The following is a 15,985-nucleotide window of genomic DNA, read 5'->3' as shown; positions in this document are numbered from 1 at the left end:
TTGACCCTGCGTCGCTTTTGTCGCGGTGAGAGTGTGTTGAAGCGCTTTGGAAAATAGTTTAATGGTAAACTAAATTTCAATCGACCTGTGCCGAGAGGGAAACATGGCTGCACAATCTTTTGATCTGATCGTAATCGGCGCCGGTCCCGGCGGCTATGTGGCGGCCATCCGAGCGGCACAGCTGGGGTTGAAGACCGCCGTTGTCGAGCGTGAGCATCTGGGCGGTATCTGTCTGAACTGGGGCTGTATCCCGACCAAGGCGCTGCTGCGGTCGTCCGAGGTTTTTCACCTTATGGAACGCGCCAAGGATTTTGGGCTGAGCGCGGATAAGGTCGGGTATGATCTGGACGCGGTCGTCAAACGCTCGCGCGGGGTGGCAAAACAGCTGACCAGCGGGGTCGGGCATCTGCTCAAGAAAAACAAGGTAACCGTGATCATGGGTGAAGCCACGATCCCGGCCAAGGGCAAGGTGAGCGTCACCACAGAAAAGGGTCAGGAAGACCTGACCGCCAGGAATATCATTCTGGCCACCGGCGCGCGTGCGCGCGAACTGCCCGGGCTTGAGGCCGACGGCGATCTGGTCTGGACCTATAAGCACGCCCTGATGCCGCCGCGCATGCCCAAAAAGCTGCTGGTGATCGGATCCGGTGCAATCGGCATCGAATTCGCAAGCTTCTACAACACGCTGGGCGCGGAAACGACCGTGGTCGAAGTGATGGATCGCGTGCTTCCGGTGGAAGATGCCGAGATCAGCGCCTTTGCCAAGAAGGCGTTCACCAAACAGGGCATGACCATCATGGAAAAGGCGATGGTCAAGCAACTGGATCGTGCCAAAGGCAAGGTCACGGCACATATCGAGACCGGCGGCAAAGTTGAAAAGCATGACTTTGACACCGTCATCTCGGCCGTTGGCATTGTCGGCAACGTCGAAAACCTGGGGCTGGAGGCGCTGGGTGTGAAAATCGACCGGACCCACGTGGTGACGGACGAGTTTTGCCGTACCGGGGTCGACGGGCTTTACGCCATCGGCGATATCGCAGGTGCACCGTGGCTGGCGCACAAGGCCAGCCACGAGGGCGTCATGGTCGCCGAACTGATCGCGGGGCAACATGCGCACCCGGTAAAGCCCGAAAGCATTGCGGGTTGCACTTATTGTCAGCCTCAGGTGGCTTCGGTCGGGTATTCCGAGGCAAAAGCCAAGGAACTGGGCTATGACGTCAAGGTTGGCCGCTTTCCCTTTATCGGCAACGGCAAAGCCATCGCGTTGGGCGAACCTGACGGGCTGATCAAAACGGTCTTTGACGCCAAGACCGGGGAATTGCTTGGGGCGCACATGATCGGCGCCGAAGTGACCGAACTCATTCAGGGGTATGTCGTGGGCCGTCAGTTGGAGACCACGGAAGAGGACCTAATGAACACCGTCTTCCCGCACCCGACGCTGTCGGAAATGATGCATGAAAGCGTGCTGGATGCCTACGGACGCGTGATCCACATGTAAGGGATGGAGGCTCTGCCCCCGCCGCGGCAAGCCGCGACTCCCCCGAGGTATTTATCGCCAGATGAAGCATGGGATCCGTTCTTCATCTGGCCGAAAATACCTCGGAGCGCGAGGCAGAGCCTCGCAGAATCCAAGTTTAGTTTCTGGTCAGCGCATCCAGAATGCGGGCCCAGGACCGGATGCCCTTGTGGAAGCTTTTGACGTCGTATTTCTCGTTCGGCGAGTGAATGGCGTCGTCATCATTGGCAAAACCGACCAGCATCGAATCCATTCCAAGTTCCGTGTTGAAATACCCGACAACCGGGATTGATCCGCCCATGCCGGTGAACACCGCCTCGCGGCCCCATTCGTCAGACAGCGCGCCGCGGGCGGCCTCGAATTCCGGCCGGTCCAGGTTCATGACCGAGGCCGGCGACCCCTCCAGGTCATTGTCCCACTCGACCTTCGCATCCGGCGACAGACGGTCTTCGACATGTTTGCGGATCTTGTCGCGCAGGGCGTCCGGGTCCATGTCGCCGACAAGGCGGCAGGTGATCTTGCAATGCGCCTGCGACGGGATCACCGTTTTCGATCCGGCGCCGTTGTAGCCGCCCCACAGGCCGTTCACCTCCAAAGTCGGGCGCGCCCATTGCTGTTCAAGTGTCGAATAGCCCTTTTCGCCATGAGGCTGCGAGTATCCGACCGAGTTCAGGTAGTCGGCCTCGTCAAACCCGCAGTTTTCCCATTGGCGCAACTGCTCGGACGGAACCTCGTGCACGCCTTCGTAGAACCCTTCGACCGCAACGCGGCCGGTTTCGTCGTCGTAGAACGAGGCGACGATTTTCGAAAGTTCGCGCAGCGGGTTCAGGCCGGGACCGCCGTAATGGCCCGAGTGCAGGTCGATGCGGGGGCCGATGATGGTAAATTCGTCCTTGAGCATCCCGCGCAGTTGCGACGCGATCGACGGCACGCCGCGCGACACCATCGAGGTGTCGCAGACCAGCGCCAGATCAGCTTTCAGTTCGGCCGCGTTTTCACGCAGGAACGGGACCAGAGAAGGCGACCCCGATTCTTCTTCGCCTTCGAAGAAAAAGGTAATGCGGCAGGGCAGGGTGCCATGAACGGCTTTCCAGGCGCGGCAGGCCTCGACAAATGTCATCAGCTGCCCTTTGTCATCCGACGACCCGCGACCGCGGATAACGGGGCCGAAACCGGTATCCTCGATGGCCGGATCAAACGGATCGCGGTTCCACAGCTTCAGCGGATCGACCGGCTGAACGTCGTAATGCCCGTAGAACAGAACATGCGGTGCGGTGCTGTCTTCACCGATATGTCCCACGACCATCGGATGACCGGTGGTTTCGCGCTTTTCCGCAGCGATGCCAATACTTTGCAGGTCGGAAACCAGCCAGTCGGCAGCCTGGCTGACCTGCGCATCATATGCCGGGTCCGTCGATATGGACGGAATGCGCAGCAGCTCCATCAGACGGTCGATTGAGGTTTGCAGATCGGTGTCGATGCGGTTCAGAACGGCGTCCAGCGACATGGGGGGCTCCTGCTTGAATGAAATTTGGCCGAACCCTATCAGCGCCACCGGCGCCGTCCAGTGTGCATTGCGGTCAATATGGTATAATATCGGAAACATACCGAAATGCCGGATGGCGCCTGCGTCGTTTCCTCGCGTCTGATGGCCGTAACTTTACTTGTCGGCACTGATGCAAGCGGATATTTGATGCAAATCAATTCCGTGGTCTCAGGGTCATTTATTTGGTTGTGGCTCAAGGGAACGCATCGGCGCCAATGCGGACGGGTCCGTCAACGGTGCCAAAGAATACGTCCGGTCGATGCGAACATGGCCGGGCAGGTAAGGAGAAACCGGTGGACTATACTGCTAAGCTCAATTCAGCGATTGCCAGGCTGCACGAAGAAGGACGCTACCGGACCTTCATCGACATCGAACGTCGCAATGGTCACTTCCCGCACGCGGTGCGGACGCGCCCGGACGGGTCGCAGCAGAATATCACCGTGTGGTGCGGCAATGACTATCTGGGCATGGGCCAGCACCCGGTCGTTCTGAACGCCATGCACGAGGCGGTGGATGCCGCCGGAGCAGGTTCGGGCGGCACACGCAACATCTCGGGCACCACCGTCTATCACAAACGGCTGGAGGCTGAACTGGCCGACCTGCATGGTAAAGAAGCCGCGCTGCTGTTCACCAGCGCGTATATCGCAAATGATGCCACGCTGAGCACGCTGCCCAAGCTGTTTCCCGGCCTGATCATCTATTCCGACGCACTGAACCATGCCTCGATGATCGAAGGTGTTCGCCGCAATGGCGGCGCCAAGCGTGTTTTCCGTCACAATGACGTCGCCCATCTGCGAGAGCTGCTTGAGGCGGACGACCCTGCGGCACCCAAGCTGATCGCGTTTGAATCCGTGTATTCCATGGATGGCGATTTCGGTCCGATTGAGGCGATTTGCGATCTGGCGGATGAGTTCGGCGCGCTTACCTATATCGACGAGGTGCACGCGGTCGGCATGTACGGCCCGCGCGGTGGTGGTGTGACCGAACGCGACCGGCTGGCGCATCGTATTGACATCATCAACGGCACGCTGGCCAAGGCGTTTGGCGTGATGGGTGGCTATATCGCGGCCAGTGCCAAAATGTGCGACGCCGTACGCTCTTATGCGCCGGGGTTCATTTTCACCACGTCGCTGCCGCCCGCGGTCGCGGCTGGTGCCGCGGCTTCGGTGGCCTATCTGAAGGAGGCGGCGGACCTGCGCGCGCTGCACCAGACTCAGGCCAAGATCCTCAAGCTGCGCCTCAAGGGGATGGGCCTTCCGCTGATCGACCATGGCAGCCATATTGTGCCGGTGATCGTAGGCAACCCGGTGCACACCAAAAAGCTGAGCGACATGTTGCTGGACGATTATGGAATCTACGTTCAGCCGATCAATTTCCCGACCGTGCCACGCGGAACCGAGCGTCTGCGATTCACCCCGTCGCCGGTCCATGGGCCTGACGAAATGAACCGTCTGGTCCAAGCTATGGACGAACTTTGGTCACATTGTGCGCTAAATCGCGCCGAACTTGCCGGTTAACCTCACGCCAAAGTGTGCAACGCGTTTGTCGCGTGTTAAGATTACGCTAACAAAAGATACGGACGAATCGTTATAGGAATGATTCGCCGTCGGCGTGAAACACGCATAGGCAGAATGGGGCAGCAGGGATGATTGGGCGCAGATCTCAGCGCGAATCCGAAGATGATACCGACGTCAGGCCAAAGGGCTATGACGATTATGAGGTGCGGCTTGGCGACATGATGCGCGGTGAGCGCGCGACGATGGGCAAGTCTCTTCTGGATGTACAGCGCGAACTGCGGATCAAGGCCAACTACATCGCAGCCATAGAAGACGCGGATCCCGATGCGTTCGATACACCCGGCTTTATCGCCGGGTATGTGCGTTCTTATGCCCGGTATCTGGGGATGAACCCGGACGAAACCTTTGCCGCCTTCTGCAAGGAAAGCGGGTTCGAAGTCGCCCATGGCATGTCGGCCGAGGCGTCGGTCGTCCGCAAGCCTTCGGTCGGGGTGCCTGCGCGCGGTCCGATGGGCCGCGATCCCTTTATCTCGCCAAACACCCCCTTTGTACCGGGTCGGGAATCCCTGGTCAGCCAGATTGAGCCGCGCGCAATAGGGTCCTCGCTGGTCCTGGTCGCCGTCATCTGTGGCATCGGCTACGGCGGCTGGTCGGTTCTGAACAAGATCCAACAAGTGCAGGTCAGCCCGGTCGAACAGGCACCGGTGGTCCTGTCCGATCTCGATCCGCTGGATGCCGCGCGCAACGTGCCAGAGGCTGAAGTTGCGGCCGTAGAATCCCCAAGTGCCGAGGCGCTGGACCGGTTGTACCGTCCGCAGGCGCTGGACGTTCCGGTTCTGGTCGCGCGCGACGCGCCGATCTCGACACTTGATCCGCGCACCGTCGGCACATTCCTTCCGAAGGAACTGCCCGCAGTGGAAATCGCAGAGGTTCACACTGTTGTACGCCCGGCCTTGCCGCAGGTGGTCGAGCAGATTGATACGACGCTCAAGATTGTGGCCGTTGATCCTGCGTGGATGCGCGTCACGGCCGCTGACGGCAGCGTGATCTTCGAAGGCACGCTGGGCACCGTCGAACAAGGCAGCGTGTTCGAAGTCCCGCTGACAGAAGAACCCCCGCTGCTGCGCGCCGGTGCGTCGGGGTCGGTGTTCTTTTCGATGAATGGCGAACATTACGGGCCGGCAGGCGCCCCCGGAACCGTTGCCAAGGGCGTCGTTTTGTCCAAGGACGCCGTTGCCGAGGCTTATGCCGTGGCCGATCTGGAAGCTGAACAAAACAGCGCGCTCAAACAACTGGTGGCCGAACTTCAGGCCCAGGTAGACGACGCCCCGGCCGAGTGATCTAGCCATTGCGGTGATCGGGCAGGCGAACTATCTAAAGACGCAACTCAGACTGTCCCGGACCCGTCCTCATGTCCCTCAATCACGTTCGCCCGTGGCGCAATATCTACCGCCGCAAATCCCGTCAGATCATGGTTGGCAATGTCGCCGTCGGGGGGGATGCGCCGATTGCCGTTCAGACAATGACGAATACCCTGACAACGGATGTGTCGGCGACCGTCGCACAGGTGCAGGCCGCGGCCGAGGCGGGCGCGGATATCGTGCGGATATCGGTGCCGGATGAGGCGTCCTCGAAAGCGTTGAAAGAGATTGTGCGCGAAAGCCCGGTGCCTATCGTCGCGGATATCCATTTCCACTATCGTCGCGGAATTGAAGCGGCCGAGGCCGGTGCGGCCTGCCTGCGGATCAACCCCGGCAATATCGGTGACGAAAAGCGGGTGAAAGAGGTCATCAGCGCCGCCCGTGACCACAATTGTTCAATCCGCATCGGGGTGAACGCCGGGTCTTTGGAAAAGCATCTGCTTGAGAAATATGGCGAGCCGTGCCCCGAAGCGATGGTTGAAAGCGGACTGGAACATATCCGCATCCTTGAGGACAACGACTTTCACAACTTCAAGATCAGCGTGAAGGCCAGCGACGTCTTCCTGTCGGCGGCTGCCTATCAGGGTATTGCCGAGGCGACCGACGCGCCGATTCATCTGGGCATCACCGAGGCCGGAGGGCTGGTCAGCGGCACGATCAAATCGGCCATCGGTCTGGGCAACCTGCTATGGATGGGGATCGGCGATACGATCCGCGTCAGCCTGTCCGCGGACCCGGTCGAAGAGGTCAAAGTCGGCTATGAAATCCTGAAATCTCTGGGCCTGCGCCATCGCGGCGTGAACATCATTTCATGCCCGTCCTGCGCGCGGCAGGGGTTCGATGTGATCAAGACGGTCGAAGCTCTGGAACAACGTCTGGAACACATCAAGACACCGATGAGCCTGTCCATCATCGGCTGTGTTGTAAACGGCCCGGGCGAGGCGCTGATGACCGACGTGGGCTTTACCGGCGGCGGAGCAGGGTCCGGCATGGTTTACCTGGCGGGCAAGGCCAGCCACAAGATGTCCAACGACCAGATGATCGACCATATCGTGGAAGAGGTCGAGAAAAAGGCCGCCGAACTGGACGCGGCAGCTGAGGCGGCAGAATAAGGCGAGGTGAAGTGCTTATTTAGGCGCTGGCAATCTGGAGACATCAACAACAACGAATTGCCTGTCTTCGTTGACCTTGAGGGGCGGTATCTTCAGATTCTCGTTGGTAGGACCCTTTTGAGGGCGGCCCCACATATCGAAATGCACACCTGCGCAAGGATCGAAGAACCCTTTGTAGTCACCAGCTTTCGTAAGGACAATGCACCCAAGCCCAGCCGTGCTTATCGGGCTGGCGATGAACCATTCAATACGCGCAAAGGCTTCCCGACCAAGTTCCTGCTCAAGCGCACCGGAGTTCAACATCTCGGTCCAGTGTTCCAGAGGGAAACTGGGGTCTATTTGTGCCATGGCCGTCGCCATTTCTGCGCGATCACGTCGCCAAATAGCTACCGGCTTCCCCTTGATTGTCACGAGTTTTGCGTCGCCGGGTTCCCAGCTTCCAATGCGTACTGTCCCTGCAGCGTTCTTATAGCGAGCTACGACATCAGAGGTTGGGGCCATGCCTGAAAACAGAAGATACAGCCCAATTGCAACAGTCATCAATGCCCAACCCGCCGTCAGTTGGTAGAGGAAAACGCCTTTCTTCTGCATGTTTACGTACTCAAATTGGGTTCAATCAATCGCGCTTTGGCTGAACACCTATCGAAACACTTTTCCAGAAGGAAGAGCGTCTCGATCTGTTCGTCCGGCTCGGAAAACGTATCTGGGAACGGGTCTGTTCGACGCCGACCCGCGGCAAGGTTTACCGCAGGCCGAATTTTGGGTCGAAAAAGATGGAAGGGCAGGCGGCTTGGCCGCCCCGATCCACTAGCCCTGTTCCGCGCGCACGCCGTTTGCGATCTGCTGCATCTGGTCTGCGGTCAGATACCCGCGCAGCATCTCGGTGCCCAGAACGAAGGACGGTGTTCCGGATATCTGCATCCGGCGTGCCAGTTCCCGGGTCTGGTTGATCTCTTCGGTGACCTGATCGCTATCCATGGCCGCCAGAATCGCGTCGCTGTCCAGCCCGAGGCCGTCAGAGATGCGGCGCAGGGTGACGTCCGAAGGTTCTCCGCTGAACTCCAGAAGCGCGTCATGCACCTGCTTATAGGCGTCGTCGCCCGCGACATGTTTGGTCGCCACGGCAAAGCGGGCCGACAGAACCGAGGCTTCGCCCAGGATCGGGAATTCCTTGATGACCAGCCGGATATTGCCATCTTCGGCCAGCAGGCCGGCCACTTCGGGCACCGCGCGGCGGCAATAGCCACAGCGGTAATCCATGAATTCAACCAGCGTGATATCGCCGTCGGGATTGCCGCCAACCCAGCTGTACCCGTCATTGAACAGCTCGTCCGCATTGGCTGCGACCAGCTCCTTGTCGGCGGCGGCCTCAGCCGCGGCATTGCGCTGTTCAAGAATGTTGATCGCCTCAATGATCACTTCGGGGTTTTCCAGCAGGTATTCGCGGACCTGAGCACCAAACTCTGCCTTTTCGGCATCGCTCAGAGCGTTCAGGTCCAGCGCCTGCGCGGGCCCCGTGATCAGGGAAAGCCCCAGAAGGGCCGGTGCAGCATGTCTGAGGATCATTTCCGTTTCCTTTTCTTTTTCTTTGCTTGTTCCGAGGCAATCATCACATCTTGGGCGCGTTGCCAACCCGGTGAGCCTTCGGGCAACAGCCGAAGGGCGCGTTTTGCGTGAATTCCGGCGTCGTCCAGCCGCCCCTGAAGGGCGTACCGCTCTGCCGTTACCGCAGACGCCATGCCGTTATTTCCCGCACGGGCATAGGCCACGCTGAGATCTTGCATCAGGCGCGCATCGCGATAATCCCTTGCGCGCGCTTTTTCAAGCGCTTGCAGGGCGTTCTTCGTCTTGCCCTGTGCCAACAGGGCCCGGCCATGACCGGCCAGGATCAGGGCATCGTTCGGGGCCATTTCGACGGCTAGCCCATAAGCAGCCACGGCCTCCTGAACCTGCCTGTTTTCCAGCAATATCTGACCTTTGAGCTCATAGTAGAACGGATCGTCGGGGCGGATGGCCAGCGCGCCGTCGATGGCGGCACGCGCTTTGGACAGGTTGCGGTTCTGGTGATGGGCGGCGGCCTCACGCATCAGGCGAATATCGGCGGCACTTTCTTCTTTCGCGCGCCGCAGGGTCCAGCCCGGCGATCTGAGAAACGCCGACAGCTTGCCTTTGACACGGGCGAACCAGTAATCGGCGTTTGGATTGGGTTGCGCCTGATCCCCGAACTCGGCCAGAAACGCCTCGGCCGCGCGCAAACGTTCGCGGTCAGTCGGGTGCGACCGCATGTAGGGGTCCTGATTGGCGATGTTCAGCAATTCTTGTCCGGCGAATTTGCGGTGCAGGGCGACCATGCCGCTGGGTGAAATGCCGGCCAGGCGGAGGTAGCTGGCGGCGCTTCGGTCAGCCGAAGATTCCTCGGCGCGCGTATGTCCAAGAAAGCTGCGCAGGGCAGCCGAGTTGGTTCCGGCGGCAATCCCTGCCGCAGCTTTGCCACCCCCGGCCGCAGCGGCAACAAGCGCCAGTGCTGTGCCAAGCTGCGCCTTGCGCTGCGCTGCCCGCAGATTCTCGGTCCGGCGCGCCAGATGTCCGTTGGCAATATGGGCGGCCTCATGGGCGATGACAGCCTGTAACATCTCGGGGTTTTCTACGGTCAGGATCAGCCCGTAATTCAGGTAAATCGCGTTGTAGTCGATGACAAACGCGTTGAACGTGCTGTCATTGACCACGATTATCCGAACCCGGTTGGTGTTCAGCCCGGCCGCGCGCAGAACGGGAAAGGCCAGTTCGCGCAGGCCGTATTCGATATCGGGGTCGCGGATCAGGCTTTGCGCGCTGGTCTGAACGGCGCTTGCCATCCATGTCGCCGCCAGCAGCAACAGGGCCGGGATTGACGCCAGCCTGGATACGCGTTCAAAAGCCATGGCAGCAACATGGGAGATGGGCATGAGAAACTCAACCCGGTCCGGGGTCGATCCCTTCATCGTGATGGACGTGATGGAGGCCGCGCGCCGCGCCGAAGAGGCCGGGCGCCACATCATCCACATGGAAGTCGGTCAGCCCGGCACCGGCGCGCCCAAGGGTGCCGTTCAGGCACTGGCGAAAGCGATGGAACAGGGGCCGTTGGGCTATACGGTGGCATTGGGGCTGCCGGCGCTGCGGCAGCGGATCGCGCGGCTGTATGGCGAGTGGTACAATGTCGACCTGAACCCCGAGCGAGTGGTGATCACACCGGGGTCATCCGGCGGCTTTCTGCTGACCTTCACCGCCCTGTTCGACAGTGGCGACCGCGTGGGTATCGGCGCGCCGGGCTATCCGTCCTACCGGCAGATCCTGAAAGCGTTGGGGCTGGTGCCCGTTGATCTGCCAACCGCCCCGGAAAACCGCCTGCAACCGGTGCCGACGGACTTTGCGGGACTGGACTTGCAGGGGCTGATGGTGGCGTCCCCGGCCAACCCGACGGGCACCATGCTGGATCACGCGGCCATGGGGTCCCTGATCGAAGCCGCGCATGGGCAGGGTGCGTCGTTCATCAGCGACGAAATCTATCACGGGCTGGAATACGAGGCCAAAGCTGTCACCGCGCTGGAACTGACGGATGAATGCTATGTGATCAACTCGTTTTCGAAATATTTCTCGATGACCGGGTGGCGCGTGGGCTGGATGGTGGTGCCCGAGGATCAGGTGCGCGTGGTCGAACGGATCGCGCAGAACATGTTTATCTGCGCACCCCATGCCAGTCAGGTGGCGGCGCTGGCGGCGATGGATTGCGAAGACGAGTTGCAGGGCAATCTGGATGTCTACCGCCGCAACCGCGCCCTGATGCTGGACGGTCTGCCCAAGGCGGGTTTCACCAATATCGCACCGCCGGACGGCGCGTTTTACGTCTATGCGGACGTGTCCGAACTGACCGATGACAGCCGCGCATTCGCGGCCGAGATTCTGGATCAGGCCGGGGTTGCCGTCACGCCGGGGTTGGATTTTGACCCGCTGCGCGGTCACAGAACGCTGCGGTTTTCCTATGCTCGGTCGACCGCGGATATCGAAGAAGGTCTGAGCCGGTTGCGTCGTTTCATGGCCGAACGTGGCGCAGTGGCCGAGCCGGTCTGAGGCGTTCACAAATCCGCGGGGTTGGGATAGGCTGGCATTCAAACGATCTCGGGAAAACTTGAGGCCATGAGCAGGATTTTCTACGCAATCGCGCTGATCTGGGCGCTGACCGGTGCTGCCGTCGCGCATGATTTCAGCGCGCTTGCACGTGTGTTGCCCGAACACAGCCGCATCACCGATGACGGGCGCGCCGGGGTCCGGCTGGATCTTGGTCTGAGTCAGGGTGTGCCCTACAGAGTATTCACCCTGCGCGATCCCTACCGCATGGTTCTGGACTTTCAGGAGGTTGACTGGACCGGGCTCGATCGCGATGCGTTCCTGCAAACAGACCGGATCAGCGGCGTGCAGTTCGGCACTTATGTTCCGGGATGGTCGCGGCTGGTCTTGGAACTTGGCGCGCCTCTGGCCGTGGAAGCAGCGGAACTGCGGGTCGATGAGGATACCGGCACGGCGCAACTGTCGCTCCGGCTGCGTGGGACCGATTTCGACAGATTTGCCGCAGGGGCCGGTGCGCCGCGCCAGCCGGGCTGGGACCTGCCCGAACCGGCGGTAACGCCCGCCAGACCGGGCCGGGACGGAACGCGCCCGTTGCTGGTGATGCTGGACCCCGGCCATGGCGGCATTGATCCGGGGGCCGAGGTTGACGACACCGACGAAAAAACGCTGATGCTGACATTCGCCCGTGAACTGCGCGAAACGCTGCTGCGGGCCGGCGGGTTCCAGGTCGTGCTGACCCGCGTCGACGATCAGTTCGTCAGTCTGGAACGGCGCATTGCGCTGGCACACCGGGCAGGCGCGGATGTCTTTATCTCATTGCATGCGGATTTGCTGTCCGAGGGGCGCGCGCATGGGGCGGCGGTCTATACGCTGTCGGAAGACGCATCGGACGTGGCCAGCCACAAACTGGCAGAACGGCATGACCGGGGCGACCTGATTTCCGGCGTCGATCTGAGCGGGGCAGACGATCAGGTGGCCGATGTTCTGCTGGATATCGCCCGGCAAGAGACCAAACCGCGCACCGACGCGCTGGCGCGGGCGCTGGCGTCCGGCATGACTCAGCAAGGCGGGCCGATGAACAGTCGTCCGATCCGCACGGCGTCTTTCTCGGTGCTGAAAGCAGCCGACATCCCTTCGGTTCTGGTAGAGCTTGGGTTTCTGTCCAGCCCCAGGGATTTGGAAAACATACAAAATCCCGAATGGCGCAAGGGGATGGCGCGCGGCATCCTCAACGGGCTGGAGCAATGGCGACAGGACGATCTGGTCAAACGGTCCCTGATTGGCCAGTGACCCCACGGCGCAAACAGGCTATTATTGGCCACCGGGTTTTGACCCTGCGCCGGGGCATCCCTATATAGGCGTCACCGCGAGTAAAAGGCAGTAACGTGATCCGTTTCATTCTTTCGTTTTTCGGGGCGATCTTCAGCCTCGTTACCTTGGGTATTTTCATGGCCGCGCTGGTCGTCGGCGCGATCTTCTGGATGTATGGGCGTGATCTGCCCAGCCATGAATCGCTGGCGCAGTACAAGCCGCCCACGATCAGCCGGATTTATTCGGGCGAAGGCCAACTGATCGACGAATTCGCACAGGAACGCCGCCTGTTCACCCCGTCCGAGGAAATCCCCGACCTGGTGAAACAGGCGTTCATTTCGGCGGAAGACAAGAACTTTTACTCCCATCAGGGCTATGACCCGCGCGGTATTATCGCAGCCGGGGTCGAGGCGGTGAAATCCAAGGGGGAAAACGTTCGCGGTGCGTCCACGATCACCCAGCAGGTGATGAAGAACTTCCTGCTGTCGGGCGACCGCCGTGCCGAGCGCAAGATCAAGGAAATCATCCTCGCCACCCGGCTTGAGGATACCTTGGACAAGGAACAGATCCTCGAACTTTACATGAACGAGATCTTTCTGGGCCAGAATTCTTACGGAGTTACAGCCGCGGCGCAGACCTATTTCAACAAGACCCTGCAAGAACTGACCCCGCATGAGGCCGCGACGCTGGCGGCGATGCCCAAGGCCCCGTCGGATTATCACCCGGTCCGGCAAAAAGACCGGTTGCTGGCGCGCAGAAACTATGTGCTGCGCGAGATGCAGCAGAACGGTTATATCGATCAGGCGACCTATGAGGCCGAGGTCGAGATGCCCCTGCGTTCGGTCCAGAATGGCGATTTCGAAAGCTTCCGCACCGCTCTGCCGCCGCGCGACTATTTCACCGATGAAATCCGCCGCCAGCTGAGCGAGGATTTCGGCGAGGGTGAGTTCTTTACCGGCGGCTTCACCGTCCGCGCCTCGGTGGACGAGGAGATGCAGGTCGAAGCGGCCCGTGCGCTGCGGGAGGCGTTGCAGAAATACGACCGCTCGCGCGGGAAATGGCGTGGTACCGGCGAAGTGATCCCGGAAGACAAACTGTCGGACGAGGCGCAATGGCGCGAGGCGCTGGCGATCATGGAAATTCCCCGCGACGTCGTGCTGCCGACGCAATGGTACCCGGCGGTGGTCTTGAACGTTGCGGATCAATCCCTGACCGTGGGGATCGAGGATGGACCGGCAGAGGGTGTTGTTCCGCGCTCGGACATCAAATGGATGCAGGGCGATTTCGCCGCCAACTTCAAACGCGGCGACGTCATTCTGGTGATGGCCGGGGAAGAGGGCCAATGGTCTGCCCGTCAGGTGCCCGAAGTGCAGGGCGGTTTCGTGGCGATGGACGTGAACTCGGGCCGCGTTCTGGCGATGCAGGGCGGGTTCTCGTACCAGGATTCGGTCTTCAACCGCGCCACACAGGCACAGCGTCAGCCGGGGTCCAGCTTTAAGCCTTTCGTCTATGCCGCCGCGCTGGACAGCGGCTATAGCCCCGCCACCATCGTCGTGGACGCACCGATCGAGGTGAACACGCCGCAGGGTTTGTGGCGACCCAAGAACTCGTCAAACAAATTCTACGGGCCCACGCCGTTGCGCACCGGGATCGAGCAGTCGCGGAACCTGATGACGATCCGTCTGGCGCAAGAGGTCACGATGCCCGTTGTGGCAGGCTATGCCGAACGGTTCGGCGTCTATGACCGGATGGGCGCGTTTCTGGCCAATTCCCTGGGGTCCGAGGAAACTACACTGTACAAGATGGTCGCCGCCTATGCGATGTTTGCCAACGGGGGCGAACGGGTCGAACCCACTCTGGTCGACCGCATTCAGGACCGGTTCGGCAAGACGATCTATCGCCATGACGACCGGCGGTGTCTGGACTGCAGCTCTGGCTGGCTGGAACCGGACGAGTCCCCGACCATCGAGACCAACCGCTCTCAGGTGATGGACGCGATTACTGCCTATCAGTTGACCTCAATGATGAAGGGCGTGGTGGATCGTGGCACGGCGTCGTCCTATGTCAGTCTTCCGGTGCCGACAGCGGGCAAGACCGGGACCACCAACGAATCCAAGGATGCGTGGTTCATCGGCTTCACCTCGAACATCGTGGCCGGTTGCTATATCGGGTATGACCGTCCACGCCCGATGGGGCGGGGTGCCTATGGTGGCACGATGTGCGGCCCGGTGTTCCAGAACTTTATGGAAAAAGCCGTCGAAAAATACGGTGGTGGCCCGTTCGAAGTGCCGCCGGGCGGCCAGTTCATAAAGATCGACCGGTTCAGCGGCGCGCGCCTGCCGGCGGATGCAACCGGTGACTATGTCGTGGCCGAGTATTTCCGCGACGGCGTCGACGGCTTTATTGATCGCATCTATGACGGTGGCTTTGCGATGGGGTCGGACCTGCCGCTGTTTGAAGAAGCCAGTTCGGGCCGCCAGGTCACCACGTCGACCGGCAACACGATTACCGTCGGTCCAAATGCCAGCCAGGGCGATCTGCAGGGTGGCGGTCTTTACTGAGCCGCCGCTTGTTGCAGGAAAAGGTTCAGGAGGTCGGCTTCGCTGTCCTCCGTGATCCGACCCCGTGATCGCCAGCAGATCGACAGCGCGCATTTCGCAGCAGCCCATTTGGCAAGGCGTTCGGGCGAAACCGCCATGGCCTTTGCGTAAAGCAACAGGCAACGCGACCTCTGCGATGGATCACGCACGAGTTCCGGCATCCCCTTGGGGTGCCGAAGGGCATTCGCAAGCTCAAAGGCCGGATCACCAATGTACCCTTTGGCATCAATCACTCTGGGGCTGGCATCGGTCAGGATGACATTGTCGGTATGCAGATCGCCATGCAGCGGAACCTGTACCGGCTGACTGGCCAGCAAGTCCCGGGCCAAAGCCATGGCTTGTTTCATGTCGCGCTTCAGGTTCCGATCACAGGCCACCGAAAACTGGCAATCAAACAGGGGTGCGAACACTTGATCCAACCCTTTGAGATCGGAAACCGGCGGGCATGGCGGACGGTGCAGCCTTGATGCGGTCTGTGCCAGCAGCATTACGGCAGTGTCCGGGTCACCACTGCGGGCAATACCCCCAAGCGACGGTCCGTCCAGCCATTCCATCAGAACGGCATTTGCTACCTCATCGAATATGCGGACCGCGCCGCGATCTTGCCAGGCGGACAACAGCCGCGCACCCGGTGCTTCGTTGCCGCGATCCACGCGCCGGTATACCTTGAGGGCCGCGGTTAAGCTGTCGGTTTCAACCTTCCAGACGCGGGCCAGACCGGTATCCGCCACCGGCGCGATGACGGTCAGAGCCCATCTGTCCAGAAACTCGTCCGGCGCATCCTTCATTCGCGTCTCACTTGGCTTGTGGTGGCTCGCACCTCTTGCTATCACGCAGGCCTGATTGAGCAAGTTGGGA

At 60.7% G+C, this 15,985-nt stretch carries 12 protein-coding genes; 7 read left to right on the top strand and 5 right to left on the bottom strand.

Translation table 11 applies throughout. The annotated features are described in order from the left end of the window. Positions 1 to 103 precede the first annotated feature (103 nt). Entirely contained in the window at positions 104 to 1,498 is a 1,395-nt protein-coding gene (gene lpdA / locus ACXAC3_RS14515; RefSeq protein WP_475161495.1) for a dihydrolipoyl dehydrogenase, read from the top strand. Between the two features lie 136 nt (positions 1,499 to 1,634). Here the strand turns inward: lpdA and ACXAC3_RS14510 are convergent, their stop codons facing one another. Next, on the bottom strand, positions 1,635 to 3,023 hold the full coding sequence (locus ACXAC3_RS14510; protein WP_475161493.1) for a M20/M25/M40 family metallo-hydrolase: 1,389 nt from the start codon (positions 3,021 to 3,023) through the stop codon (positions 1,635 to 1,637). Positions 3,024 to 3,355: 332 nt separating this feature from the next. Here ACXAC3_RS14510 and hemA point away from each other — a divergent pair, with 332 nt between their 5' ends. The 3 genes from hemA to ispG all read left to right on the top strand — a co-directional run bounded on the left by hemA (position 3,356) and on the right by ispG (position 7,112). Next, positions 3,356 to 4,579 (top strand): 5-aminolevulinate synthase, encoded by a 1,224-nt coding sequence (gene hemA, locus ACXAC3_RS14505; RefSeq protein ID WP_475161490.1) that lies wholly within the window; start codon positions 3,356 to 3,358, stop codon positions 4,577 to 4,579. A gap of 128 nt (positions 4,580 to 4,707) precedes the next feature. Further along, positions 4,708 to 5,919, top strand: coding sequence for a helix-turn-helix domain-containing protein (locus tag ACXAC3_RS14500; protein WP_475161484.1), 1,212 nt, complete (start codon positions 4,708 to 4,710; stop codon positions 5,917 to 5,919). 71 nt (positions 5,920 to 5,990) lie between these two features. Continuing rightward, entirely contained in the window at positions 5,991 to 7,112 is a 1,122-nt protein-coding gene (ispG, locus tag ACXAC3_RS14495; protein ID WP_475161480.1) for a flavodoxin-dependent (E)-4-hydroxy-3-methylbut-2-enyl-diphosphate synthase, read from the top strand. 15 nt (positions 7,113 to 7,127) lie between these two features. Here ispG and ACXAC3_RS14490 read toward each other — a convergent pair whose 3' ends face one another. The 3 genes from ACXAC3_RS14490 to ACXAC3_RS14480 all read right to left on the bottom strand — a co-directional run bounded on the left by ACXAC3_RS14490 (position 7,128) and on the right by ACXAC3_RS14480 (position 10,057). Continuing rightward, entirely contained in the window at positions 7,128 to 7,703 is a 576-nt protein-coding gene (locus ACXAC3_RS14490; RefSeq protein ID WP_475161478.1) for a Rieske (2Fe-2S) protein, read from the bottom strand. 216 nt (positions 7,704 to 7,919) lie between these two features. After that, on the bottom strand, positions 7,920 to 8,678 hold the full coding sequence (locus ACXAC3_RS14485; protein WP_475161475.1) for a DsbA family protein: 759 nt from the start codon (positions 8,676 to 8,678) through the stop codon (positions 7,920 to 7,922). Next, positions 8,675 to 10,057 carry a M48 family metalloprotease gene (locus ACXAC3_RS14480; protein ID WP_475161473.1) on the bottom strand — a complete coding sequence of 461 codons (1,383 nt, stop codon included), beginning with the start codon at positions 10,055 to 10,057 and terminating at the stop codon, positions 8,675 to 8,677. The genes ACXAC3_RS14485 and ACXAC3_RS14480 overlap by 4 nt, the downstream gene beginning before the upstream one ends. On the opposite strand from ACXAC3_RS14480, the gene ACXAC3_RS14475 reads away from it, so the two are divergent. From ACXAC3_RS14475 to ACXAC3_RS14465, 3 genes are all read left to right on the top strand, one after another. Then, a complete protein-coding gene (locus ACXAC3_RS14475) occupies positions 10,056 to 11,219 on the top strand; it encodes a pyridoxal phosphate-dependent aminotransferase (protein WP_475161471.1) in 1,164 nt (387 codons plus the stop codon). The genes ACXAC3_RS14480 and ACXAC3_RS14475 overlap by 2 nt on opposite strands. Before the next feature lie 66 nt (positions 11,220 to 11,285). Then, entirely contained in the window at positions 11,286 to 12,506 is a 1,221-nt protein-coding gene (locus tag ACXAC3_RS14470; protein ID WP_475161469.1) for an N-acetylmuramoyl-L-alanine amidase, read from the top strand. A 95-nt stretch (positions 12,507 to 12,601) separates the two neighbouring features. Further along, a complete protein-coding gene (locus ACXAC3_RS14465; protein ID WP_475161467.1) occupies positions 12,602 to 15,088 on the top strand; it encodes a penicillin-binding protein 1A in 2,487 nt (828 codons plus the stop codon). Here ACXAC3_RS14465 and ACXAC3_RS14460 read toward each other — a convergent pair. Further along, positions 15,082 to 15,915 carry an aminoglycoside phosphotransferase family protein gene (locus ACXAC3_RS14460; protein WP_475161464.1) on the bottom strand — a complete coding sequence of 278 codons (834 nt, stop codon included), beginning with the start codon at positions 15,913 to 15,915 and terminating at the stop codon, positions 15,082 to 15,084. The two genes, ACXAC3_RS14465 and ACXAC3_RS14460, sit on opposite strands and share 7 nt — an antisense overlap. Between the last annotated feature and the right edge of the window lie 70 nt (positions 15,916 to 15,985).

The sequence above is a fragment of the Ruegeria sp. ABV4_181 genome (assembly GCF_056158465.1).
Note: the sequence above shows the minus strand (reverse complement) of the source record. Positions and strands in the feature narration are given on the sequence as shown.

Excerpts from the sequence above, each read along its gene's own strand:
- ispG (WP_475161480.1), top strand. The coding sequence starts at position 5,991 with ATGTCCCTCAATCACGTTCGCCCGTGGCGCAATATCTACCGCCGCAAA.
- lpdA (WP_475161495.1), top strand. The coding sequence starts at position 104 with ATGGCTGCACAATCTTTTGATCTGATCGTAATCGGCGCCGGTCCCGGC.
- ACXAC3_RS14500 (WP_475161484.1), top strand. The coding sequence starts at position 4,708 with ATGATTGGGCGCAGATCTCAGCGCGAATCCGAAGATGATACCGACGTC.
- ACXAC3_RS14460 (WP_475161464.1), bottom strand. The coding sequence starts at position 15,915 with ATGAAGGATGCGCCGGACGAGTTTCTGGACAGATGGGCTCTGACCGTC.
- ACXAC3_RS14470 (WP_475161469.1), top strand. The coding sequence starts at position 11,286 with ATGAGCAGGATTTTCTACGCAATCGCGCTGATCTGGGCGCTGACCGGT.
- ACXAC3_RS14490 (WP_475161478.1), bottom strand. The coding sequence starts at position 7,703 with ATGCAGAAGAAAGGCGTTTTCCTCTACCAACTGACGGCGGGTTGGGCA.
- ACXAC3_RS14475 (WP_475161471.1), top strand. The coding sequence starts at position 10,056 with ATGAGAAACTCAACCCGGTCCGGGGTCGATCCCTTCATCGTGATGGAC.
- ACXAC3_RS14485 (WP_475161475.1), bottom strand. The coding sequence starts at position 8,678 with ATGATCCTCAGACATGCTGCACCGGCCCTTCTGGGGCTTTCCCTGATC.
- ACXAC3_RS14510 (WP_475161493.1), bottom strand. The coding sequence starts at position 3,023 with ATGTCGCTGGACGCCGTTCTGAACCGCATCGACACCGATCTGCAAACC.
- ACXAC3_RS14480 (WP_475161473.1), bottom strand. The coding sequence starts at position 10,057 with ATGCCCATCTCCCATGTTGCTGCCATGGCTTTTGAACGCGTATCCAGG.